This window comes from Shimia sp. R9_2, from assembly GCF_017743735.1.
Taxonomy (GTDB): Bacteria; Pseudomonadota; Alphaproteobacteria; order Rhodobacterales; family Rhodobacteraceae; genus Shimia.
On record NZ_JAGHRO010000003.1, the window covers coordinates 65,078 to 86,674 of the forward strand.

23 protein-coding genes are annotated in these 21,597 nt (G+C 59.9%); 19 read left to right on the forward strand and 4 right to left on the reverse strand.

Annotation, left to right across the window (positions count from 1 at the left end; all coding sequences use genetic code 11):
- The first annotated feature begins 186 nt into the window (after nucleotides 1-186).
- Nucleotides 187-1,446: a beta-ketoacyl-ACP synthase II gene (fabF, locus tag J7400_RS08960; protein WP_209062217.1), complete on the forward strand. Its 1,260-nt coding sequence runs from the start codon at nucleotides 187-189 to the stop codon at nucleotides 1,444-1,446.
- Entirely contained in the window at nucleotides 1,446-2,597 is a 1,152-nt protein-coding gene (mltG, locus tag J7400_RS08965) for an endolytic transglycosylase MltG (protein ID WP_209062219.1), read from the forward strand. The genes fabF and mltG overlap by 1 nt, the downstream gene beginning before the upstream one ends.
- 87 nt (nucleotides 2,598-2,684) lie before the next feature.
- Here the strand turns inward: mltG and J7400_RS08970 are convergent, their stop codons facing one another.
- The gene (locus J7400_RS08970; protein ID WP_209062221.1) at nucleotides 2,685-2,858 is read right to left on the reverse strand and encodes a hypothetical protein; all 174 of its coding nucleotides are present in this window, start codon (nucleotides 2,856-2,858) and stop codon (nucleotides 2,685-2,687) included.
- Between the two features lie 533 nt (nucleotides 2,859-3,391).
- On the opposite strand from J7400_RS08970, the gene J7400_RS08975 reads away from it, so the two are divergent.
- From J7400_RS08975 to cysE, 17 genes are all read left to right on the forward strand, one after another.
- Nucleotides 3,392-4,792, forward strand: a complete 1,401-nt coding sequence (locus J7400_RS08975) for a terminase family protein (RefSeq protein WP_247738721.1) — start codon at nucleotides 3,392-3,394, stop codon at nucleotides 4,790-4,792.
- Between the two features lie 131 nt (nucleotides 4,793-4,923).
- Nucleotides 4,924-6,123 (forward strand): phage portal protein, encoded by a 1,200-nt coding sequence (locus J7400_RS08980; protein ID WP_209062223.1) that lies wholly within the window; start codon nucleotides 4,924-4,926, stop codon nucleotides 6,121-6,123.
- A complete protein-coding gene (locus J7400_RS08985; protein WP_209062225.1) occupies nucleotides 6,110-6,343 on the forward strand; it encodes a hypothetical protein in 234 nt (77 codons plus the stop codon). The genes J7400_RS08980 and J7400_RS08985 overlap by 14 nt, the downstream gene beginning before the upstream one ends.
- A gap of 30 nt (nucleotides 6,344-6,373) precedes the next feature.
- Nucleotides 6,374-6,925, forward strand: a complete 552-nt coding sequence (locus tag J7400_RS08990) for an HK97 family phage prohead protease (RefSeq protein WP_247738722.1) — start codon at nucleotides 6,374-6,376, stop codon at nucleotides 6,923-6,925.
- A gap of 33 nt (nucleotides 6,926-6,958) precedes the next feature.
- Nucleotides 6,959-8,140, forward strand: a complete 1,182-nt coding sequence (locus J7400_RS08995) for a phage major capsid protein (RefSeq protein ID WP_209062228.1) — start codon at nucleotides 6,959-6,961, stop codon at nucleotides 8,138-8,140.
- 142 nt (nucleotides 8,141-8,282) lie between these two features.
- Nucleotides 8,283-8,882 (forward strand): head-tail connector protein, encoded by a 600-nt coding sequence (locus J7400_RS09000; RefSeq protein ID WP_209062230.1) that lies wholly within the window; start codon nucleotides 8,283-8,285, stop codon nucleotides 8,880-8,882.
- A complete protein-coding gene (locus tag J7400_RS09005) occupies nucleotides 8,879-9,229 on the forward strand; it encodes a head-tail adaptor protein (RefSeq protein ID WP_209062232.1) in 351 nt (116 codons plus the stop codon). Before J7400_RS09000 ends, J7400_RS09005 begins: the two co-directional genes overlap by 4 nt.
- The gene (locus tag J7400_RS09010) at nucleotides 9,226-9,642 is read left to right on the forward strand and encodes a DUF3168 domain-containing protein (RefSeq protein WP_209062234.1); all 417 of its coding nucleotides are present in this window, start codon (nucleotides 9,226-9,228) and stop codon (nucleotides 9,640-9,642) included. The genes J7400_RS09005 and J7400_RS09010 overlap by 4 nt, the downstream gene beginning before the upstream one ends.
- 16 nt (nucleotides 9,643-9,658) lie before the next feature.
- Complete coding sequence (locus tag J7400_RS09015) at nucleotides 9,659-10,072, forward strand: phage major tail protein, TP901-1 family (protein ID WP_209062237.1); 414 nt, start codon at nucleotides 9,659-9,661, stop codon at nucleotides 10,070-10,072.
- A gap of 2 nt (nucleotides 10,073-10,074) precedes the next feature.
- Nucleotides 10,075-10,422, forward strand: a complete 348-nt coding sequence (locus J7400_RS09020) for a gene transfer agent family protein (RefSeq protein ID WP_209062239.1) — start codon at nucleotides 10,075-10,077, stop codon at nucleotides 10,420-10,422.
- Complete coding sequence (locus J7400_RS09025; protein ID WP_209062241.1) at nucleotides 10,409-10,612, forward strand: rcc01693 family protein; 204 nt, start codon at nucleotides 10,409-10,411, stop codon at nucleotides 10,610-10,612. The genes J7400_RS09020 and J7400_RS09025 overlap by 14 nt, the downstream gene beginning before the upstream one ends.
- On the forward strand, nucleotides 10,605-11,258 hold the full coding sequence (locus J7400_RS09030) for a phage tail tape measure protein (protein ID WP_209062244.1): 654 nt from the start codon (nucleotides 10,605-10,607) through the stop codon (nucleotides 11,256-11,258). Before J7400_RS09025 ends, J7400_RS09030 begins: the two co-directional genes overlap by 8 nt.
- Before the next feature lie 9 nt (nucleotides 11,259-11,267).
- Nucleotides 11,268-11,900, forward strand: a complete 633-nt coding sequence (locus J7400_RS09035) for a DUF2460 domain-containing protein (protein ID WP_209062246.1) — start codon at nucleotides 11,268-11,270, stop codon at nucleotides 11,898-11,900.
- Nucleotides 11,900-12,784 (forward strand): DUF2163 domain-containing protein, encoded by an 885-nt coding sequence (locus J7400_RS09040; RefSeq protein ID WP_209062248.1) that lies wholly within the window; start codon nucleotides 11,900-11,902, stop codon nucleotides 12,782-12,784. The genes J7400_RS09035 and J7400_RS09040 overlap by 1 nt, the downstream gene beginning before the upstream one ends.
- Nucleotides 12,781-13,278, forward strand: a complete 498-nt coding sequence (locus J7400_RS09045) for a peptidase (RefSeq protein WP_209062251.1) — start codon at nucleotides 12,781-12,783, stop codon at nucleotides 13,276-13,278. The genes J7400_RS09040 and J7400_RS09045 overlap by 4 nt, the downstream gene beginning before the upstream one ends.
- Nucleotides 13,266-17,189: a glycoside hydrolase/phage tail family protein gene (locus tag J7400_RS09050; RefSeq protein ID WP_209062253.1), complete on the forward strand. Its 3,924-nt coding sequence runs from the start codon at nucleotides 13,266-13,268 to the stop codon at nucleotides 17,187-17,189. The genes J7400_RS09045 and J7400_RS09050 overlap by 13 nt, the downstream gene beginning before the upstream one ends.
- A 118-nt stretch (nucleotides 17,190-17,307) precedes the next feature.
- Nucleotides 17,308-18,129, forward strand: coding sequence for a serine O-acetyltransferase (cysE, locus tag J7400_RS09055; RefSeq protein ID WP_209062255.1), 822 nt, complete (start codon nucleotides 17,308-17,310; stop codon nucleotides 18,127-18,129).
- Between the two features lie 45 nt (nucleotides 18,130-18,174).
- Here cysE and J7400_RS09060 read toward each other — a convergent pair whose 3' ends face one another.
- The 3 genes from J7400_RS09060 to J7400_RS09070 all read right to left on the reverse strand — a co-directional run bounded on the left by J7400_RS09060 (nucleotide 18,175) and on the right by J7400_RS09070 (nucleotide 21,583).
- Nucleotides 18,175-18,630, reverse strand: coding sequence for a hypothetical protein (locus J7400_RS09060; RefSeq protein WP_209062258.1), 456 nt, complete (start codon nucleotides 18,628-18,630; stop codon nucleotides 18,175-18,177).
- 271 nt (nucleotides 18,631-18,901) lie between these two features.
- On the reverse strand, nucleotides 18,902-20,191 hold the full coding sequence (locus J7400_RS09065; protein ID WP_209062260.1) for a pyruvate dehydrogenase complex dihydrolipoamide acetyltransferase: 1,290 nt from the start codon (nucleotides 20,189-20,191) through the stop codon (nucleotides 18,902-18,904).
- 12 nt (nucleotides 20,192-20,203) lie between these two features.
- A complete protein-coding gene (locus J7400_RS09070) occupies nucleotides 20,204-21,583 on the reverse strand; it encodes a pyruvate dehydrogenase complex E1 component subunit beta (RefSeq protein ID WP_209062262.1) in 1,380 nt (459 codons plus the stop codon).
- Nucleotides 21,584-21,597 lie beyond the last annotated feature (14 nt).

A 21,597-nucleotide genomic window follows, 5' to 3' on the forward strand; every position in this document is an offset into this window, starting at 1 on the left:
CGCTGCCCGACCGCTCCCTTCCTCCCCTCTGTGGTCTCATCAGCAGCGCAATTCGGCCCCCCGGGGTAAACGCAAAGTGCCTTAAGCGTGCGATATCAGCAAAAGCCAGCGCACGCGCTCTTGCACGCCACAGGCAATCCAAGCTATTTGGGTGGGCAAATTGCCAAAGGCTAGGAGAGCAATGAAATGCGTCGAGTAGTAGTCACCGGTCTCGGTCTGGTCACCCCGCTGGCGTCGGGCGTGGAAGAAAGCTGGTCACGTATTCTGGACGGTCAGTCCGGTGCGGGCACCATCACCCGTTTTGATCCTGAGCGTGTGACCACCAAATACGCCTGCGAAGTGCCCTATGGCGATGGCAGCGACGGCACCTTCAATCCTGATGATTGGATGGCTCCGAAAGAGCGCCGCAAGGTGGATGATTTTATTCTCTATGGTCTGGCCGCTTCGCAGATGGCTGTGGAAGATTCCGGCTGGAATCCAGAAGACACCGAGGCGCTGGAGCGCACCGGTGTGATGATCGGCTCCGGTATTGGTGGCCTGCAGTCCATCGAGCAGACCACGCTGCTTTTGAACGAAAAAGGCCCGCGCCGTGTGTCTCCGTTCTTTATTCCCGGCGCGTTGATCAACCTGATCTCTGGTCAGGTGAGCATCAAATACGGCTTTAAAGGCCCCAACCATGCGGTTGTGACGGCCTGTTCCACCGGCGCGCACGCCATTGGTGATGCGGCCCGTCTGATTGCCTCTGACGATGCGGATGTCATGGTTGCCGGTGGCGCGGAAGCGGCGATCTGTGAGATCGGCATTGCGGGCTTTAACGCCTGTAAGGCGCTCTCCACCAAATATGAAGATGACCCCAAGAAAGCCTCGCGCCCCTATGATGCGGACCGCGATGGGTTCGTGATGGGCGAAGGTGCTGGCATTGTGGTGCTGGAAGAATATGAGCACGCCAAAGCGCGCGGCGCGAAGATCTATGCCGAGGTGCTGGGCTATGGCCTGTCTGGTGACGCCTACCACATCACGGCCCCTTCTGAGACCGGCGAAGGTGGCGAACGCTCCATGCGTGCCGCGCTGAAGAAAGCGGGTCTTGAGCCGAAAGATCTGGATTACATCAACGCGCATGGCACCTCGACCATGGCGGACACCATCGAGCTTGGCGCAGTTGAGCGCCTGATGGGCGAGCACGCGGGCAAGGTGACCATGTCGTCGACCAAATCCATGACCGGTCACCTTCTGGGTGCTGCGGGCGCGATTGAAGCGATCTTCTCGATCCTTGCGATCCGCGATCAGGTGGCACCGCCCACCATCAACCTCGATAGCCAAGCGGTTGAGACGCCTGTGGATCTGGCACCGAACCAGAAGCGTGAGCGTGAAATCAATGTGGCGCTGTCCAACAGCTTCGGCTTTGGCGGCACCAACGCATCGGTGATCTTCGGGAAGGTCGGCTGATGTGGCGCGCTGTCGCGTCTAACGCGCTGACGCTTTTGATTGTGGCGCTGTTCCTTCTGGGCGGCGTCATTCTCTTTGGGCAGTCCACTTACCGGGCCACGGGTCCACTCACAGAGCCTGTGTGCCTGCGGGTGCAGAGTGGATCGAACATGAGCCGTGTCTCGCAAGATCTTGAAAAAAGAGGCGCAATCGCCAACGGGATGCTGTTCCGCCTGGGGGCGGATTACTCCGACAAGGCCGACCAGCTGAAAGCCGGTGCGTTTCTGGTGCCTGCTGGCGCGTCGATGGAAGAGATCGTTGATATCGTCACGCGGGGCGGGGCGAGCACCTGCGGCACCGAGATTGTCTATCGCGTTGGCGTGACACGCAAGGTTGTGCAAGTGCGTGAGCTGGACCCAGCGACTGGCAGATTTGTGGAAGTGGCCTCCTTCAACCCTGCGGAAGAGACAGCGCCGTCTGAGTTCACCCGCGTGCGCGCGGCGTCGGACACACGCTACCGTATTGCCGTGGCCGAAGGTGTGACCAGCTGGCAGGTGATGGATTCTCTGAACAACATCGATCTGTTGACCGGCGAGATTGAGCGCCCTCTCGAGGGTAGCCTTGCGCCAGACAGCTATGAGGTGCGTGTCGGGGACACTCGGGAAAGCGTGATTGCGCGGATGCAGAAGGCACAAGAGGTGCTGGTGGCAGCTGCGTGGGAAAGCCGTGCAGAGGGTGTGCCGCTGGATAGTGCCGAGGAGCTTTTGATCCTTGCCTCCATCATCGAGAAAGAGACCGGTGTGCCGGAAGAGCGCCGTCAGGTGGCCAGCGTGTTTGCCAACCGTCTGGACCGCGGCATGCGTCTGCAGACCGACCCAACGGTGATCTACGGGGTGACCGAGGGTGTTGGCGTGCTGGGCCGTGGATTGCGCCAGAGCGAGCTGCGCCGCGAAACACCTTGGAACACTTATGTGATCCAAGGGTTGCCACCCACACCGATTGCAAACCCGGGACGTGCAAGCCTTGAGGCTGCTGCCAATCCGGATCAGACGCCTTACATCTTCTTTGTGGCGGATGGGACCGGCGGACACGCCTTTGCGACCACCTTGTCGGAGCACAATCAGAACGTGGCCAAATGGCGCCAGATCGAGGCCGAACGGGCCAATCAGTAAGGTCTGACACAGCGAAAATCAAAAACGCGGCTCCCGATTGGGGCCGCGTTTTTTGTTGTCATGACTCGGCAGGACGCTGCGCGGATCTTAGCAAATGTCCTCTGGGCGCATTTCCATCTCCACTTCGATGGGCGCTGGTTTCTGAAAGGTATTGGTGATCGCATCTGCCGCCGGGCCTGCCTGCACAGTGATGAGCAGCAGCGCAGCGGCGAGCGCCAGTTTTCCGCGCCATGACAGCTTGGAAAGAAAAGTCGTACCCATGACTTGGTCCCTCAAAATGACACTTTGAGCACCCCACCGCACAAACCTCTACAAATCGATAAGGCCGGGAATGTGGCGCATTGCTTGGCATCAGGAAACACAGCGTTTCCGGTTTTGCAAAGCGGATGCGCAACGGTCTGCGCACGGTGCGTTAAGTGACTGTAAGTGCTTAAAATATTGACTTGAGACACGATGCTTCATAGCGTTTGGTCCATGCTGGACCACCTCTGGTTGGCGGCTTTCTGCCGAAAGCGCGGGTTGGATGGGGACTTATGCGGAGGGGATCACTGCGCATGAGAGGCGATGAGCACCAATGACACATTATTTTCCGCCCCCGGGCGCGCGCACGCTTGATCCTGAATTGGGCGTGCTTCGGAAGACTTTGTCCGATCTCAACCAAGATCTGCTGCGTGTGCATAACGCGCTGCGCGCAGAGGATTGGGCACAGTTTGACGAGGCAACGCAGGTCTATGGTCATCTGCGGCAGTGCATCCGGTTGGCCTTATTGATGGAGGCAGACTTTGAAGAACGCGATGCAAGACAGGGCCATGCCGCCCGAAGCAGCCCCCTTGACCTCGATGCGGCACGAACTTCGATCCGGTGCCGCCTGGATCGCCTCCGAACCTGCCGAGGTTCAGGCGGCTTTTCTGGACAGTCTGAGTGAGGGGGAGCTGTTGGCGCTCCCCTTTTTGTTTGATTTCTGGGCGCTGCCGCATCAGCTGCCGCCCGACGGCGACTGGAAGACCTGGGTGATCCTGGGAGGGCGCGGGGCAGGCAAAACGCGCGCGGGGGCTGAATGGGTGCGCAGTATGGTGGAAGGCGCGCAGCCGCATGATCTGGGACAGGCGCGGCGGGTGGCTCTGGTCGGAGAGACCATAGATCAGGTGCGCGAAGTGATGATTTTTGGCGAAAGCGGGCTGATAGCCTGTGCGCCGCCGGATCGGCGACCTGTTTGGGAGGCGGCGCGGCGCAGGCTTGTCTGGCCAAATGGGGCGATTGCGCAGGCGTTTTCTGCCCATGATCCAGAGAGCCTGCGCGGACCGCAATTTGATGCGGCCTGGGTGGATGAGCTGGCGAAGTGGCGCAATGCGCAGGCGACGTGGGACATGTTGCAGTTTGCGCTGCGGCTTGGCGAGAACCCGCAGCAGGTGGTGTCAACGACGCCGCGCAATGTAGCCGTGCTCAAGAAACTGCTGAAGGCGGACAGCACGGTGCAGACCAGCGCGCCGACTGAGGCCAACAGGGCGTATCTGGCAGAGAGTTTCCTGCGAGAAGTCGAGGCGCGCTATGCCGGTACACGGCTGGGGCGGCAGGAGCTTGCCGGAGAGCTGCTGGAGGACATGGACGGCGCGCTTTGGACACATAGCCAGCTGGAGGGCCTCAGATGTGAGGCGCTGCCGGAGATGGACCGGATCGTGGTGGCGGTGGATCCGCCGGTGAGCGGGCATGCGGGGTCTGATGAATGCGGGATCATTGTGGTGGGCGCCTGCACCAAAGGAGCGGTGCAAGAGTGGCGGGCCTGTGTGGTCGATGACGTGAGTGTGCGGGCCGCCAGCCCGGATACCTGGGCGCGGGTGGCGCTGACCGCGATGGAAAGCTGGGGCGCGGACCGGCTGGTGGCGGAGGTCAATCAGGGTGGGGATCTGGTGCAAGCGGTCATCAATCAGATTGACCCGTTGGTGCCTTACAAAGCGGTGCGCGCCAGCCGCAGAAAGGCTGCGCGGGCAGAACCTGTGGCTGCGCTTTATGAACAAGCGCGTGTGACCCATATGGCCGGGCTTGAGACGCTCGAAGATCAGATGTGTGAAATGACCACCCAGGGTTTCGCGGGGCAAGGCAGCCCGGATCGCGTGGATGCACTGGTCTGGGCCTTGCATGAGCTGATCATTGCGCCATCGGCACATTGGCGGCGGCCGAGACTGCGCGAGCTGTGAGCTGCGCAACACCGACCGTGCGATCAGGAAGTCGCAAGTTAAGACAAATTTTAGATACCTGTCAGGGTCAAAACGCCAAACGCGTGGCGGGATGCGACAGCGCAAGAACCTTCAGAATGGGAGCGTCATAAATGCTAGGAAAGATCTTTCAGCGTGGCACAGAGCCAAAGGCCCCCGTGACAGCGACGCCTGAGAAGAAGGCAAGCGCCACGGGGCCGCTTGTGGCCTGGCACGGTGCAGGGCGCGTGGCCTGGAGCCCGCGCGATACGGTATCGCTCACGCGCACAGGCTTTGCGAGCAATCCGGTGGGATTTCGCTGTGTCCGGATGATTGCCGAGGCCGCTGCGGCCTTGCCGGTGGTCTTGCAGGACAGCCGCGCACGCTTTGAGGATCATCCCATACTGGCGCTTTTGGTGCGGCCCAATGGCGGGCAGGGACATGCGGAACTGTTTGAGGCGCTTTATGGGCAGTTGCTGCTTTCGGGCAATGGCTATGTCGAAGCGGTTTCAGGTGCGGCGGAGGCGCCTGCAGAGCTGCATGTGCTGCGCTCTGACCGCATGAGCGTGGTGCCGGGCAATGACGGCTGGCCGATTGCTTATGAATATGTGGTGGGCGCGCGCAAACATCGGTTTGCGGTGGGGGATGTCTCTCCGATTTGCCATATCAAGATGTTTCACCCTCAGGACGATCATTATGGGTTGTCGCCCATGCAGGCGGCGGCGATGGCGATGGATGTGCACAACAGTGCCTCGCGCTGGTCCAAAGCATTGCTCGACAATGCGGCGAGACCGTCCGGCGCGATTGTCTACAAGGGGCATGAGGGGCATGGCAGCCTGAGCAATGATCAATATGACCGGCTGGTGAGCGAGATGGAGAGCCACCATCAGGGCGCGCGCAATGCAGGGCGGCCGATGTTGCTGGAAGGTGGTTTGGACTGGAAGCCCATGGGGTTTTCACCAAGCGACATGGAGTTTCAGAAAACCAAAGAGGCCGCGGCGCGGGAGATTGCCTTGGCATTTGGCGTACCGCCGATGCTGCTTGGTATCCCCGGAGACGCGACCTATGCGAACTATCAGGAGGCGAACCGCGCGTTCTACCGCCTGACGGTTCTGCCTCTGGCGAGCCGGGTCACGGCGGCGGTGGGGACTTGGCTGGCGCAACATACCGGCGAGGCTTTGCAGCTCAAACCCGATCTGGATCAGGTGCCGGCCTTGGCACCGGAGCGGGAGGCGCATTGGACCCGCATCGCAGGGGCGGATTTTCTGAGCGAGGCGGAGAAACGCGCGATGCTGGGTCTGCCTGCGCCCGCGGCTGAGGATGGCGATGCGTGAGCCGCGCTACGGTTTTGAGCATTTTGACTGTGCGCCGGGTCTGCGGCTTGAGGCGCATGAGCGGGTGGCAAAGTTGCAGTTTGATAGTTTGAACCGCCGATTGGACAAGATTGAGCAGCTGATGGAGCGCTTGGAGCGGCGGCTTTGGCTGACAGTATATGGCGTGGTTGGCGTGATCCTGTCTCAGGCCGTCCAGTCGCTGATGAGCGTGACGCCGTGAGGCGCATTTGGCGAAGTGAGAGGGAAGCGGATGCAGCAACAGATGGAACTTGAAACCAAATTCGCGCGCGTCGGGAAAGGGCTGGAGGTGGAAGATGGCAATGTGATTGCCGGATATGCCAGCCTGTTTGATGCGCCAGACCAGGGTGGCGATGTGGTGCAACGCGGTGCCTACGCCAAGTCGCTGAAGGCGCTCTCAAAAAGCGGACGTCAGGTGAAGATGCTGTGGCAGCATGATCCGCGTGAGCCGATTGGCATCTGGGATGAGGTGCGCGAGGACGGCAAAGGGCTGTGGGTCAAAGGGCGACTGCTGGAGAGTGTGGCCAAAGGCCGTGAAGCGATGGCTTTGATTGCGGCCGGTGCGATTGACGGATTGTCGATTGGCTACCGCACGCAGAAGGCGGCGAAGAGTGCGAAAGGCCAAAGGCTTTTGCAGGAGCTTGAGCTTTGGGAGGTGTCCCTGGTGACGTTTCCGATGCTGCCAAGCGCGCGGCTGACCGCGAAGGAGGACGGCGCGATGCCTGCATTGCGCGCGATGGTGGCTGCGTTTGAAGACGCCAGCCGTGTGATGACAGCGCGTTAGAGCGCGCGAAACAACAGTAGCGAGAACGGGAAGATGTCGAAAACCGAGACCGAGTCTCGGATCGGAGAAGATGTGTCTTCGATCCAGGATGTGACCGATGCGGTGGAGAAATTCACCAGCGATCTGAGTGCCTTCACAGGTGACATTCAAGCAGAGTTGAAACAGCAGAAAGAGCGATTGACCATGTTAGAGCGCAAATCCATTTCCGCGGCGCGGCCACATCTGGCCGCAGCCACCGACTTTGACGCGCCCCATCAGAAGGCGTTTGACGCCTATCTGCGCACAGGGGAAGATGACGGGCTGCGTGGGCTTGAGCTTGAGGACAAGGCTATGTCCTCAAGTGTGAACAGCGATGGCGGTTATCTGGTGGATCCGCAGACCGCAGAGACCATCAAATCCGTGCTCAACAGCACCGCGAGCATCCGCGCGATTGCCAATGTGGTGACGGTTGAGGCGGGCTCTTATGATGTGCTGATTGACAGCTCTGATGTGGGCGCGGGCTGGGCGGATGAGACCAGCGCGACCGCTGAAACCGGCACGCCGAATATCGAGCGCATTGCCATTCCGCTGCATGAGCTTTCGGCCCTGCCCAAAGCCTCGCAGCGGCTGTTGGATGACAGTGCGTTTGACATTGAAGGCTGGCTAGCGGGTCGGGTCGCCGACAAGTTTGCCCGCGCTGAAGCGGCGGCCTTCATCAACGGGGATGGGGTGGACAAACCCACGGGGATCATGACCTATCCCACCGTTGCCGAAGCAAGCTGGAGCTGGGGCAACATCGGTTATGTGGCCACGGGTGCGGACGGGGATTTCAACGGTGCGGATGCGCTGGTGGAATTGGTCTATGCGCTGGGGGCGCAGTATCGCGCCAATGGCAGTTTTGTGATGAATTCCAAGACCGCCGGAGCGGTGCGTAAGTTGAAAGACGCGGACGGGCGCTTCCTGTGGTCAGACGGATTAACGGCGGGAGAGCCGGCGCGATTGCTCGGCTATCCGGTGCTGATTGCCGAAGATATGCCGGACATTGCCAGCGGCGCAGACGCCATTGCCTTTGGAGATTTTGCGGCGGGCTACACTGTGGCGGAGCGGCCTGATCTGCGCGTGCTGCGCGATCCCTTCAGCGCCAAACCTCATGTGCTTTTCTATGCCACCAAACGCATAGGCGGCGACGTGAGCGATTTTGCGGCGATCAAATTTTTGCGGTTTGCCTTGTCGTAATTCCCGGGTGGGCGCGGGGGTGATCCTCCAAGCCCCGGGCGCGCGTCGGACTGCGTCACGTTGTCTGGCTTACCCCCTCCGTTGAAGCGACGTGAGGACGCGCGCCCTTCTGACCGTAAGTGAGAATATTTGGAGTTATTCCATGATGTTAATCGAAGAAGCTTCGGTGCCTGTTTCGGCTTTGCCGGTGGCTGCATTCAAGGAGCATTTGCGGCTTGGCAGCGGCTTTGCGGAAGACAGTTTGCAGGACGGCGTGCTGGAAAGCTTTCTGAGTGCAGCGATGAGCGCTGTGGAAGCGCGCACCGGCAAAATCCTGATCCGGCGGACTTTTGGCTGGACGGTTTATGGCTGGCGCGATGGGGTGGCGCAGGGGCTTCCGGTGGCGCCGGTCACGCAAATCCTTGAAGTGACGCTGACAGATGCGCAGGGCGTGGCTGTGACGGTCGCTTCAAGTGCTTACCAGCTTGTGCAGGACACGCATCGACCATCGGTGCGCGGTGTGGCCGGAGCCTTGCCCGGGATCCCCACCAACGGCAGCGTGACCCTGCGCTTTGAGGCGGGGTTCGGCGCAACCTGGGCAGAGATCCCTGCAGACTTGCGGCAAGCGATTCTGCTGTTGGCGGCGCACTACTATGAGTTCCGGCAGGAAACCACGCTGAGTGAAGGCTGTATGCCGTTTGGCGTGACCAGTTTGCTGGAGCGGTATCGCGCGGTTCGCTTGGGGCTGGGGGCAGACCAATGAGCCCGGCGGTCAAAGCAGTGACGCTGTCGCGCAAGCTGGTACTGGAGCGGCCCTTGGCGGCACCGGACGGCGCAGGCGGCTTTGCCCGCACATGGGAAGCTCTTGGAACGGTCTGGGCCGACGTGCGCCTGCGCAGCGGGCGGGAGCGTGATGGCGGGGACATGTCGCTGAGCAGCGTGCGTTACAAGATCACGCTGCGCGGGGCTCCGGTCGGGTCGCAGATGCGCCCGATGCCGGACTGCCGGTTTCGCGACGGGGCTAGGATTTTCACAATCGAGGCTGTGGCGGAGGTGGATGGCCTTGGGCGCTACCTGATTTGCCACGCCACCGAGGAGGAAGCGCAATGAGCTATGGGTCAGGCGCAGCGCTTCAGACGGCAGTGTATCAGGCGCTCCAGGCGGATGTGGCTCTGGATGGTCTGGTGAATGGCGCGATCTATGACGCGATGCCTGCCGGTCAGGTGCCTGAGCTGTTTGTCTCGCTGGGCGCAGAGACCGTGCGGGACCGCTCTGATCAGTTGAGCGGCGGCGCGGAGCATCGCTTTGTTGTCTCCGTTGTCTGCGAGGCGACAGGATTTGCGCGCGCCAAGACCGTTGGGGCGGCAATCAGTGACATTCTGACTGGCAATCGGCTGCCCTTGGCGCGTGGGCGTGTGGTGTTTCTCGTCTTTGATCGCGCAACGGCCAGACGGGACACGCAGAAAAATCTGCGTCGGATTGACCTGCGGTTTCGGGCGCGGGTCGAGGACGATCAAAGCTAAGTTTCGGAGAGAGATGATGGGTGCACAGAGCGGCAAAGATCTGTTGATCAAGGTAGATCTGACCGGGAGTGGTCAGTTTGAGAGCGTGGCGGGGCTGCGCGCGACACGGCTCAGTTTTAACGCGGAAAGCGTGGATGTGACCTCGCTTGAAAGCCAGGGAGGCTGGCGGGAGTTGCTGGCAGGAGCCGGGGTGAAATCGGCGGCGCTGAGTGGATCGGGGGTGTTCAAAGACGCCACCACGGATGAGCGTGCGCGCCAGATCTTCTTTGACGGGGAAACACCGAACTTTCAGGTGGTTATTCCCGATTTTGGCATCGTGGAAGGGGCGTTTCAGATCACGTCCATCGAGTATGCGGGCAGCCATGACGGCGAAGCAACCTATGAGGTGGCAATGGCCAGCGCCGGGGCGCTGAGCTTTGCGGCGGCGTAAAAATGGCCAATCCGTTTGCAGGTGAAGTGACGCTGACGATGAACGGGCAGTGTCATGTACTCAAGCTCACATTGGGGGCGCTTGCGGAGCTTGAGGCGCAGCTTGGCGAAGACACGCTGGTGGCCTTGATTGCGCGGTTTGAAAACGGAGCGTTTGCGAGCCGTGATGTGCTGGCGCTGATTCTGGCCGGGCTGCGCGGTGGCGGATGGGCCGGAGTGAAAGACGAGCTGATGCAGGCGGATATTGCAGGTGGGCCGATGGAGGCGGCGCGGGTGGCCGCGCAGCTGTTGGTTGGCGCATTTGGCGCGCCGGAGGTCCATGGCGCACGAGAGACAGATGGCGCGGTTTGACTGGCCTGCACTGATGCGCGCCGGGATTGGCGGATTGCGACTGACACCAGCGGACTTCTGGGCGCTCACGCCAGCGGAATTGTCGCTGTTGTTGGGAGAGGGGCGCGGCCAGAGCGCGCTCACTCGCGCAGGGTTTGACGCCTTATTGCGCGCCTATCCAGACAAATATGAGGAGCCAGAAGATGGATGATTTTGACGCCTTTGACGGAGAGATTGAGGCGTTGGAAGGCAGCCTCGGCGATGCGGCGGCGATGGTGGCCGGTTTTGACGGGGCGCTGCGGCGGATGCAGCAGTCTTTGAGCGCGACGGGTCAGGATGCGGCGAGCCTTGAAAAGAGCATGAACCGCGGGTTGCGCAAAGCCTTTGATGGTCTTGTGTTTGATGGCGCCAAGCTTTCAGACGCGCTGAGCAATCTGGCGCAAAGCATGGTGAATGCAGCGTATCGCAGTGCAGCGCGGCCGGTTCAGGATCAGCTTCGGCAGGTCATCACCAGTGGTGTTGGCAGTTTTCTGGGGGATCTGTTGCCGTTTGCGGATGGGGCCGGTTTCACACAGGGGCGCGTAATGCCCTTCGCCAATGGGGGCGTCGTGAACGGGCCGGTGAGCTTTCCCATGCGTGGTGGGCGCGGCTTGATGGGGGAAGCGGGCCCCGAAGCGATTTTGCCGCTGTCGCGCGGGCCGGATGGAAAGCTTGGCGTGCGCAGCGCGCAGGGGGCGGTCCCGGTGCAAGTGGTGGTGAATGTCTCAACGCCGGATGCCGAGAGTTTTCAGCGCTCCAAAGGGCAGATCGCGACGCAGATGAGCCGGGCTTTGGCACGGGCGCAACGCAACAGATAGGAGGGCGCGATGAGTTTTCATGAGGTGCAGTTTCCCACGACGTTGAGTTTTGGCTCCGTAGGAGGGCCGCAGCGTCGCACGGAGGTGGTGACGCTGGTGAATGGATTTGAGGAGCGCAACACGCCTTGGGCGCATTCGCGGCGCAGCTATGATGCAGGCTTGGCGATGCGTTCTGTGGATGACCTAGGGACGTTGATTGCGTTTTTTGAGGCGCGGCAAGGGCAGCTCAACGGGTTTCGCTGGAAAGACTGGTCGGACTACAAATCATGCCCAGTGTCTCAGGATGTGCGGTTTGATGATCAGGTGATCGGATCAGGAGATGGCGGCAACACGCTGTTTCAAATTATAAAAACCTATGTATCCGGTGCGCAGAGCTATGCGCGGCCGATCCACAAACCGGTAGAGGGCACTGTGCGGGTCGGCGTGGACGGTGTTGCGCTTGTGGAAGGCAACGACTTCACAGTGAACAGCGAGACTGGCGAGATTACATTGATCTCCCCTCCTGCTGTCGGCTCTGAGGTCACCGCAGGGTTCGAGTTTGATGTGCCGGTGCGTTTTGACACGGATCAGATCCAGACCAGCGTTGCGAGTTTCAAGGCGGGCGATGTGCCCAATGTGCCGATTGTCGAGGTGCGGGGCTGATGGCGTTTCAAACAGAGCTTTTAGCGCATCTTCAAAGCGGGGCCACAACGGTTGCGCGCGCCTGGGGGATTGAGCGGAGTGACGGTGTTAGACTGGGATTCACGGATCATGATCGGGATCTGAGCTTTGAAGGCTTTGCTTTCCGCGCCTCCACTGGATTGACGGCGAGCGCTCTTGAGCAAGGCACCGGGTTGGCTGTGGACAACAGTGAGGCGGTTGGGGTGCTCAGCGATGCTTCGGTGCGCGCCGAGGATATCGCAGCGGGGCGTCTGGATGGGGCGGAGATCACCTGTTGGCTGGTGAACTGGGCGATGCCCACTGAGCGCAGTGTGCTGTTTCGCGGCTCCATCGGGGAGATGCGGCAGGCCGGTGGTGCTTTTGTGGCCGAGCTGCGCGGGTTGTCAGAACGGCTGAATATGCCGCGTGGGCGGGGCTATCAAAGGGCATGCACCGCCGTGTTGGGAGATGCGTCCTGCGGGGTGGATGTGACCGACCCTGCGATGGTAGCGGACCCGGTGGTGGAAGAGCTGCGCGGCCGCAGCGTGTTTCGGTTCAGCACTCTGTCGGGTTTTGATCCGGGATGGTTCACACATGGTCAGCTGCGCGTGCTCAGCGGTGCGGCAGACGGGCTCACGGGGTTGATCAAGCGCGATACTTTTGAGGGTGGCTGGCGTGTGGTCGAGCTGTGGGAGCCGATGCCGACTGCGCTGGCGTCTGGGGATCAACTGCGTCTGATTGCGGGCTGCGATAAGCGGTTTTCAACCTGCGGGGCGAAATTTAGCAACAGGCTGAACTTTCAAGGGTTTCCCGACATTCCCGGTGAAGACTGGATCACCAGTTATCCCACCAAGAGTGGCAGCAACACCGGAGGCAGTTTGCGATGAACACAGCGGACGGAGCACAGGTGGTGGAAATCGCCCGACGCTGGATTGGGACGCCTTATCGCCATCAGGCAAGCCTGATGGGCGCAGGCACGGATTGCCTGGGGCTTATTCGTGGGGTGTGGCGCAGGCTTTACGGCCAAGAGGCCGCTTTGGTGCCGCCCTACACAAAGGACTGGGCAGAAGCGCGCAATGAGGAAGTGCTCTGGCAGGCGGCGGCAACTTATTTGCTGCCAAAATCGCTCGCCGAGGAGGCTGCGGGGGATGTGCTGTTGTTTCGTATGAAATCGGGCGCTGTGGCCAAGCATCTTGGCATCGCAGGGCGCGTGGGGGCGGAGGCCAGCGTGATCCATGCCTACGGCGGACATGCGGTGGTGGAGAACGCGCTGAGTCTGCCGTGGCGTCGCCGCATCGTTGGGCGTTTTGCGTTTCCTGCGCCCGAGACGGATCTTTCAAAGACAACAGCCAATAAGGAGTGCAGCACATGGCAACGGTGATTTTGGCTGCGGCAGGCGCGGCTGTTGGAGGATCGCTTGGTGGGTCGGTTGCCGGGATCACGACTGCGGCGGTTGGCCGCTTCGCCGGCGCGACCGTTGGCAAGCTGATTGATCAGAGCCTGCTGGGTGGCGGTGCCGATGTGGTGGAAACCGGCAAAGTGGAGCGCTTTCGCCTGACTGGATCTGCGGAAGGCGCAGCACAGGCGCGTGTCTTTGGACGGGTGCGCCTGCCCGGGCAGGTGATCTGGACAACACGCTTTTTGGAAACCGTGACTGAGACAGAGGCGAGCGGCGGCAAGGGGCGCCCCAGCCAGCCCAAGACGCGCAGCTACAGCTATTCGGTGTCTCTGGCGATCGCCCTGTGTGAGGGAGAGATTGCCCGCGTGGGGCGGATCTGGGCGGATGGTATTGAGCTCTCCCCAGAAGATTTCACGTTTCGTGTGCACAGCGGCAGCGCCGATCAACTGCCCGATCCCAAGATGGAAGCGGTGGAAGGCGCAGGCATGGTGCCAGCTTATCGCGGGACCGCTTATGTGGTGATTGAAGATCTCGAGCTGGCACCCTTTGGCAATCGTGTGCCGCAGTTCAGCTTTGAGGTTGTGAGACCAACGCCAAAGTCTGTGCCGTCACATGCCTCTGACTATGCCGAGACCGTGCGTGCTGTCGCCTTGATGCCGGGAACAGGTGAGTACGCCTTGGCCAAGTCACAAGTCTATTTGCAGAGCGAAACCGGTGAAACGCGCGCTGCGAATGAAAACACACCGGCTGGAAAGTCGGATTTTTGCGCGTCAGTGGAGGCGCTGACCGAGGAGTTGCCAAACTGTAAGGCCGCATCGCTGATCGTCAGTTGGTTTGGCAATGACCTTCGTGCGGCAGAGTGTGAGCTGAGACCCAAGGTTGAGCAGAGTGACGTGGCTGGCGAGAAGATGCCTTGGCGTGTTGCTGGCGTTCCTCGTGCGCAGGCGCAGGAGGTAGCACGTGTCGCGGGGCGACCGGTTTATGGGGGGACGCCTGCGGATGCAGCGGTGATTGAGGCGATCCGCCATTTGCAGAGCGCTGGGCAGGACGTGATGTTTTACCCGTTCATTCTGATGGAGCAGTTGGAGGGCAATGGGCGTAGCGATCCATGGAGCGACGCTACAGACCAGCCGGTGTTGCCGTGGCGGGGGCGTATCACGCTTTCCGAAGCACCGGGGCAGGTTGGGACGACAGATGGCACAAGCGCGGCGGATGCGGAGGTCGCAGCGTTCTTCGGCACCGCGCAAGCTACAGACTTTCAGGTGTCGAGCGATGGCGTGAGCTACAGTGGGCCGGAGGAGTGGTCTTATCGGCGGTTTATACTGCACAATGCCGCGCTATGTGCCGCGGCGGGGGGCGTTGACGCCTTTTGCATCGGCTCGGAAATGCGCGCCCTGACACAGATTAGAGGGGCCAACGGATTTTCGGCTGTTGAGCAGTTGATCGCCCTTGCGGCGGAGGTGCGTATCCTACTCGGATCATCCGTCAAGATCGGCTACGCGGCTGATTGGTCGGAGTATTTTGGCTACCACCCGCAGGATGGCAGCGGGGATGTGTATTTTCATCTAGATCCCCTCTGGGCGGATGCGGAGATCGATTTTGTCGGGATCGACAACTATATGCCGCTGTCAGATTGGCGTTATGAGGCGGACCATAGTGATGGGGAGTCCTGGGATGCGGTTCACAATCTCTCCTATCTGAAAACACAGATTGCGGGCGGAGAAGGGTACGACTGGTATTACCCGTCGCGCGCGGCGCGGGATGTGCAAAGCCGCAGTCCGATTGAAGATGGTGCATTTGGCGAACCTTGGGTCTATCGCTACAAAGACATCAGGAATTGGTGGTCCAATCCGCATCATGAGCGCATTGGAGGCCAGCGTCAGGCCACTCAGACAGCATGGGTGCCAGCTTCAAAGCCTGTCTGGTTTACGGAGATAGGCTGCGCAGCAATCGATTTGGGTACAAACCAGCCCAATAAGTTTCTGGATGAAAAATCCTCTGAATCCGCTTTGCCGTTTTACTCCAGAGGGTTGCGGGACGACCTTATGCAGCAATCTTATATGCAAGCCTTGCACGAGTATTGGAAGCAGCCAGCCAACAATCCTGTCTCCGGGGCATATGGCGGGCCTATGGTCGACACCCAGCGCATGTTTGCCTGGGCATGGGATGCACGTCCGTTTCCCGCCTTTCCCAATGAACGGGAGATTTGGACGGATGGTCGAAACTATGCCAAGGGGCATTGGCTCAATGGGCGGGCCTCAAACCGCACCTTGGCGTCGGTTGTTGAGGAGATCTGCATTGCTGCTGGCGTTGAGCACTACGATGTTTCGCAGCTCTACGGTGTCGTGCGTGGCTATGTGCAGAGTGACGTGGCAGATGGGCGCGCCGCTTTACAGCCTTTGATGTTGCGCCATGGATTTGATGCGCTGGAGCGCGATGGCGTCCTGTGTTTCGTGATGCGGGGCTTGCGTGGCGAAACAGTGTTGAACACAGATGATTTGGCGCTTTCAAGTGATATCGATGGGGATTGGGAGCTGAGCCGGGCACCGAATGCGGAAATGGCGGGCCGTGTGCGTTTGAACTTCACCTTGGCGGAGCGGGACTTTGATGCGGCCTCAGAGGAAGCCATTTTGCATGATGAAGCCACTTTTGCGGTGGCGCAAAGCGAGGTGACGGAGGTTTTGACGCGCAGTGAGGGTCGGCAGACCGCTGAGCGCTGGCTTGCAGAGTCCCGCGTCGCCAGAGACCGCGTGAAGCTGGCTCTCCCCCCGAGCCGGATGGAGCTTGGCACGGGGGATGTGGTCGCGCTGGGCCAAGATGGCATGGAGCAACAGAGCTTTCGACTTGATCGCGTGACACAGCAGGGGGCGCAGGTTCTGGAGGGCGCACGCATCGCGCCTTCGATCTATGTTCCCTCAGAGACGGAAAGTGATCCGCCCAGAGGCAGTGGGTTTGTGCCGCCGGTACCAGTACAGTCGCTTTTTCTGGATGTGCCTTTGATGACGGGGAACGAAGTGCCCCACGCGCCCCATATTGCCTGCACCGGCAAACCGTGGCCGGGCAGCGTGGCGGTTAATTCCAGTGATACGGACGAGGGCTACGCGCTCAATCAGCTTCTGGACGCGCCTGCCTTCGTTGGGATTACCAAATCGCCGCTACTGTCTGCTGATGCAGGACTGTGGGACCGCAGCGCTGGGCTGAAGGTCGAGATGATCCAAGGTACGCTTCAAAGCCTCCCGCGCCTTGAGCTGCTAAATGGTGGCAATCTCGCCTACATCGGCGATGGCACCCCCAAGGGCTGGGAGGCTTTTCAGTTCCAGACCGCCGAGCTGGTCGGGGAGCGCCGATACAGGTTATCAGGTCGCCTCAGAGGGCAGCTTGGGACAGAAGGCGATGTTTCAGCAGCCTGGCCGGAGGGAAGTTGGCTTGTGGTCATGTCTCCGGCGGTGACACAGATTGATTTGCCCCGCCAATACCGGGGTGCCGAGCGCAATTACCGTATCGGCCCCGCGCAGCGCGCATTGTTTGACCCGACATATACCCACTATGTGGAGGCGTTTGAGGGGATTGGCCTTAGACCCTATGCCCCTGTGCATCTCAAGGCGCAAAGGGATGCCGCAGGGGACCTCACATTGAGCTGGATCAGACGCACCCGACTTGAAGGAGACAGTTGGGAGGGGCTGGATGTGCCTTTGGGAGAAGAGAGCGAAGCCTACTTGATCAAAGTTTTTGTTGGAGAGGTTCAAGTGCGGGAAGAACAGGTGCAGACACCGAGCTGGACGTATTCTCAAGCGGATCAGCAGACAGACGGGATTGGCGCTGGAGGGCGCATTGAGGTGGCACAGATCTCAGCCATTTTTGGTGCGGGCAGCGCAGCGCAAATCGCAGTTTAGCCTCGATCACGAGAAAATGAGGTGTTCCATTCCATTTGGTTTTATGTGCATTCACACCTTTGAATTTGGCGCTTGTTGATTACCTAGTGTAGTCTGACAGGGACAGAAAGGTGTGACCATGGCTGAGATGCAACCAAAAGTAACCGAGCTGGACCCGGTTTGGCAGCAGATCACGCGTGAAGCCCAAGAGGCCGTGCGTGAAGAACCTCTGATGGGTGGTTTGGTACACGCTTGTGTATTGCACCATCACTCCATTGAACGCGCGTTGAGCTATCGCTTTGCGGCGAAACTCTCGTCCAATGAGATGTCGATGGTGATCCTGCGCGAGATTGCGGATGAAGCTTTTGCCGCTGATCCGGCCCTCGCAGCGTCGGCGCGTGCGGATCTTATGGCGATTTATGAGCGTGACCCAGCTTGCCACCGTTTGCTGCAGCCGATTCTTTATTTCAAGGGCTATCAGGCGGTGCAGGCCTACCGTATCGGCCATTGGCTTTGGGAGCAGGGGCGCTATGACCTGTCCTACTTCATCCAGATGCGCACCAGTGAGATTTTTGGCATCGACATCCATCCGGCTGCCAAGATTGGCAAAGGGATAATGATTGACCACGCCCATTCCATTGTGATCGGCGAAACCGCTGTGGTGGGCGACAATGTCTCCATGCTGCACTCGGTGACGCTGGGCGGGACCGGCAAAGAGGAAGAAGACCGCCATCCCAAGATTGGCGACGGCGTTCTGATCGGTGCAGGTGCCAAGGTGCTTGGCAACATTCGCGTGGGGCACTGCAGCCGTATCGCAGCGGGTTCTGTGGTGCTTCAGGAAGTGCCGCCATGCAAAACCGTCGCGGGTGTTCCTGCGAAAGTGGTTGGTGAGGCCGGTTGTGACCAGCCTGCGGTCAGCATGGATCAGGTGCTGTCCGAAGCGGGCAAGGTCAAAGTCTAACCTTATTGAGAATTGTCAGAGCGGCTTGTGATTTCTTTTGTGAAATCAAGCCGCTCTGCTTTGTTTGTGATCTTCGTTTGCAGCCTTGTTGGAAGGTGCAAATTCAAACGCATCCACCAATGATCCAAACTGTACCTGTGTGGAACGGGTCGATTTGAAAGCTTGGTGCGCAGCAAGGGCTGGCTCTGCGATTAACGCTGCGCTGCTCTCGGATGTATCTTCCAGATCTGTTGAAACCTTCGCCACGACGGCTTGAAGTTTCGAAATTTGTTCATTGAGGTCCGCGATCTGGCCTGACAGCTCTTGGTTCCGTTTGGCGTAAATCCGGTATGCCGAGGTAAAGCCGATCAGGCATGCAACAGGGGCGACAGCTGCGCCAAAGGTTCCCAATGTCAAAAGATGCGACCAAAAGGGGGACGCGCTGGGCAGTGGGATGAATGCTGACAGCGCAGCGGCTGTTGCACCAGCCATGGAAGCTGCGGCGGCCACAGATGTTAGCACGGTGCTTCTGGACGCGCGCTTGTGGGTCGCTATGGCTCTTGAAAATCGTGTTTCTGACACAAGTCTCTCCTGACGCTTGGCCCAACCCATGTGATGCGTAGCGACGTTATAGGGAGGGTCTTATCAGATGTTTAAACTTGTGCCGGTTTACAACTCAGCCCAGCGGAGAACCGCGTGAAGAGGGCAGCTCTCAGCGTTATTCCGCTGGAATACGGGCTGAGACGAAGGTGAGAGGGGCAAAAGTGCCATCTCACCTCCGACAAAGCGACGCTCAGGCGAGCATCGCCATTGGATTTTCGAGATTGTCGACGATGGACTGCAGCAACTGCGCGCCCAAAGCGCCGTCGATCACACGGTGGTCGACAGACAGGGTGACAGACATCACCGTGGCCACGCTGATTTGTCCGTCCTCATCAACAACAGGTTTCTTCGCACCTGCGCCGACGGCGAGGATTGCGCCATGAGGCGGGTTGATCACCGCGTCAAAGTTGTCGATGCCAAACATGCCGAGGTTGGAAATCGCAAAACTGCCGCCCTGATACTCATGTGGGGCCAGTTTGCGGTCTCGGGCACGGGCGGCGAGGTCTTTCATCTCCGCTGATAGGGCGGACAATGACTTCATTTCCGCGTCTTTGAGCACCGGGGTGAAAAGGCCACCGTCGATGGCGACCGCAACGGCCACATCGGAGGGTTTGAGCTTTAAAATCCGGTCGCTGGCCCAGACGGCATTGGCATCCGGCACCTCTTGCAGGGCCAATGCACAGGCTTTGATGATGAAATCATTGACCGAGAGCTTTGCGCCGCGTTTTACCAACTGTTTGTTCAATTGGCTGCGGAAGGCCAGAAGCGCGTCCAGTTTGATGTCACGCCGCAGATAGAAATGCGGAATTGACTGTTTGGCCTCTGTCAAACGTGCAGCGATGGTTTTGCGCATGCCATCAAGCGCGACTTCTTCAAAGTCGCGGTCTGCATACATGCGCAGGATGGTATCCGTTTCGGGGCCGCTGGCCATTGGAGCAGCTTTTGCAGCTGGGGCGGCTGAAACACTTGCCGGCGCTTTGGCTGCGGCTGGTGCGACGCTTGCCCCTTCCACGTCAGCTTTCACGATCCGACCGCGCGGGCCGGAGCCTGTGAGTGTGGCCAAATCAATACCCTTGTCGGCCGCTATTCTGCGCGCGAGCGGTGAGGCAAAGATACGGTTGCCATCGGAGCTGACAGGAGCGGAGGGCGCAGGGGCGCTGGCAGCGGGTGTTTTGTGGGCCTCGGGTGCCTCTGCAGGCGCAGCGGCAGGTGCGGCGCCAAGATCGTCCGCGCTTTCGCCATCTTCGAGCAAAATGGCGATAACGGCGTTGACCTGGACCCCTTCGGAGCCTTCCGGAACCAGAATTTTGCCGACAATCCCGTCTTCGACGGCTTCAAACTCCATCGTGGCCTTGTCGGTCTCGATTTCCGCGAGCAAATCACCGGAGGAGACCGTGTCCCCTTCTTTCACAAGCCATTTGGCCAAAGTGCCTTCTTCCATCGTAGGGGAAAGCGCGGGCATGAGGATTTCTATGGGCATCTGCGTCTCTCCTCAGCGATAGGTCACTTGTTTCACCGCCGCGATGACCTCATCGGTGGTCGTCAGCGCCAGTTTTTCGAGGTTTGCGGCGTAAGGCATGGGCACGTCTTTGCCGGTGCAGTTGATCACCGGGGCGTCCAGAAAGTCAAAGGCGCGCTGCATGATGGTGGCCGAGAGGTGGTTGCCGATGGAGCCAACCGGCCAGCCTTCTTCAACGGTTACGCAGCGGTTGGTTTTCATCACCGAGGCAATGACCGTGTCATAATCAATCGGGCGCAGGGTGCGCAGGTCGATGACTTCGGCGGAAATGCCGTCTTCAGCCAACTTCTCGGCCGCCTCAAGCGCATATTGCATGCCGATGCCGAAGCTCACGATGGTCACATCAGAGCCTTCACGCCAGATGCGCGCCTTGCCAAAAGGAATGGTGAAGTCCTCGATGTCGGGCACGTCAAAGCTGCGGCCGTAGATGATCTCGTTTTCCAGGAAAATCACCGGGTTCGGATCGCGGATGGCGGATTTCAGCAGGCCTTTGGCGTCTGAGGCCGAATAAGGCATCGCCACCTTCAAGCCCGGGATTTGGGCATACCATGCGGCGTAATCCTGGCTGTGTTGCGCGCCGACGCGGGCAGCGGCACCGTTGGGGCCACGGAACACCATGGGCGCGCCCATCTGACCGCCGGACATATAGAGCGTTTTGGCCGCCGAATTGATAATTTGGTCAATGGCTTGCATCGCAAAGTTGAATGTCATGAATTCAACAATTGGCTTCAGCCCGCCAAAGGCGGCACCGACTGCAATGCCGGCAAACCCATGTTCTGTGATCGGCGTGTCGATCACCCGTTTGCTGCCAAACTCGTCGAGCAGACCCTGGCTGACCTTATAGGCGCCCTGATACTCGGCCACTTCTTCGCCCATGAGGTAGACATCGCCGTCGGCGCACATCTCTTCGGCCATGGCGTCGCGCAGGGCCTCACGCACGGTCTGAGACTTCATGGGGGTGCCTTCAGGCCAATCCGGGCTCAGATCAGGTGCGGGGACCTCTGGAGCTGCGACAGTGGCAGGTGCGGCGCTGTTGGCCTCTAAGGCATCATCTGCGGGTGCAGCGGCCTCAGCAGGGGCTGTGGCGGCTTCCAGCGTGCTGACGTCTTCGCCGTCTTCGGCGAGGATCGCGATGGCGGTGTTGACCGCGACGCCTTCGGTGCCCTCAGCCACCAGAATCTTGCCGATGACGCCTTCGTCAACGGCTTCAAATTCCATGGTGGCCTTGTCGGTTTCAATCTCGGCCAAGATGTCGCCGGATTGTACGGTGTCGCCTTCTTTGACCAACCATTTGGCCAAGGTGCCCTCTTCCATAGTGGGCGACAGGGCTGGCATGAGAATTTCAGTAGCCATGATAAATGTCCTCT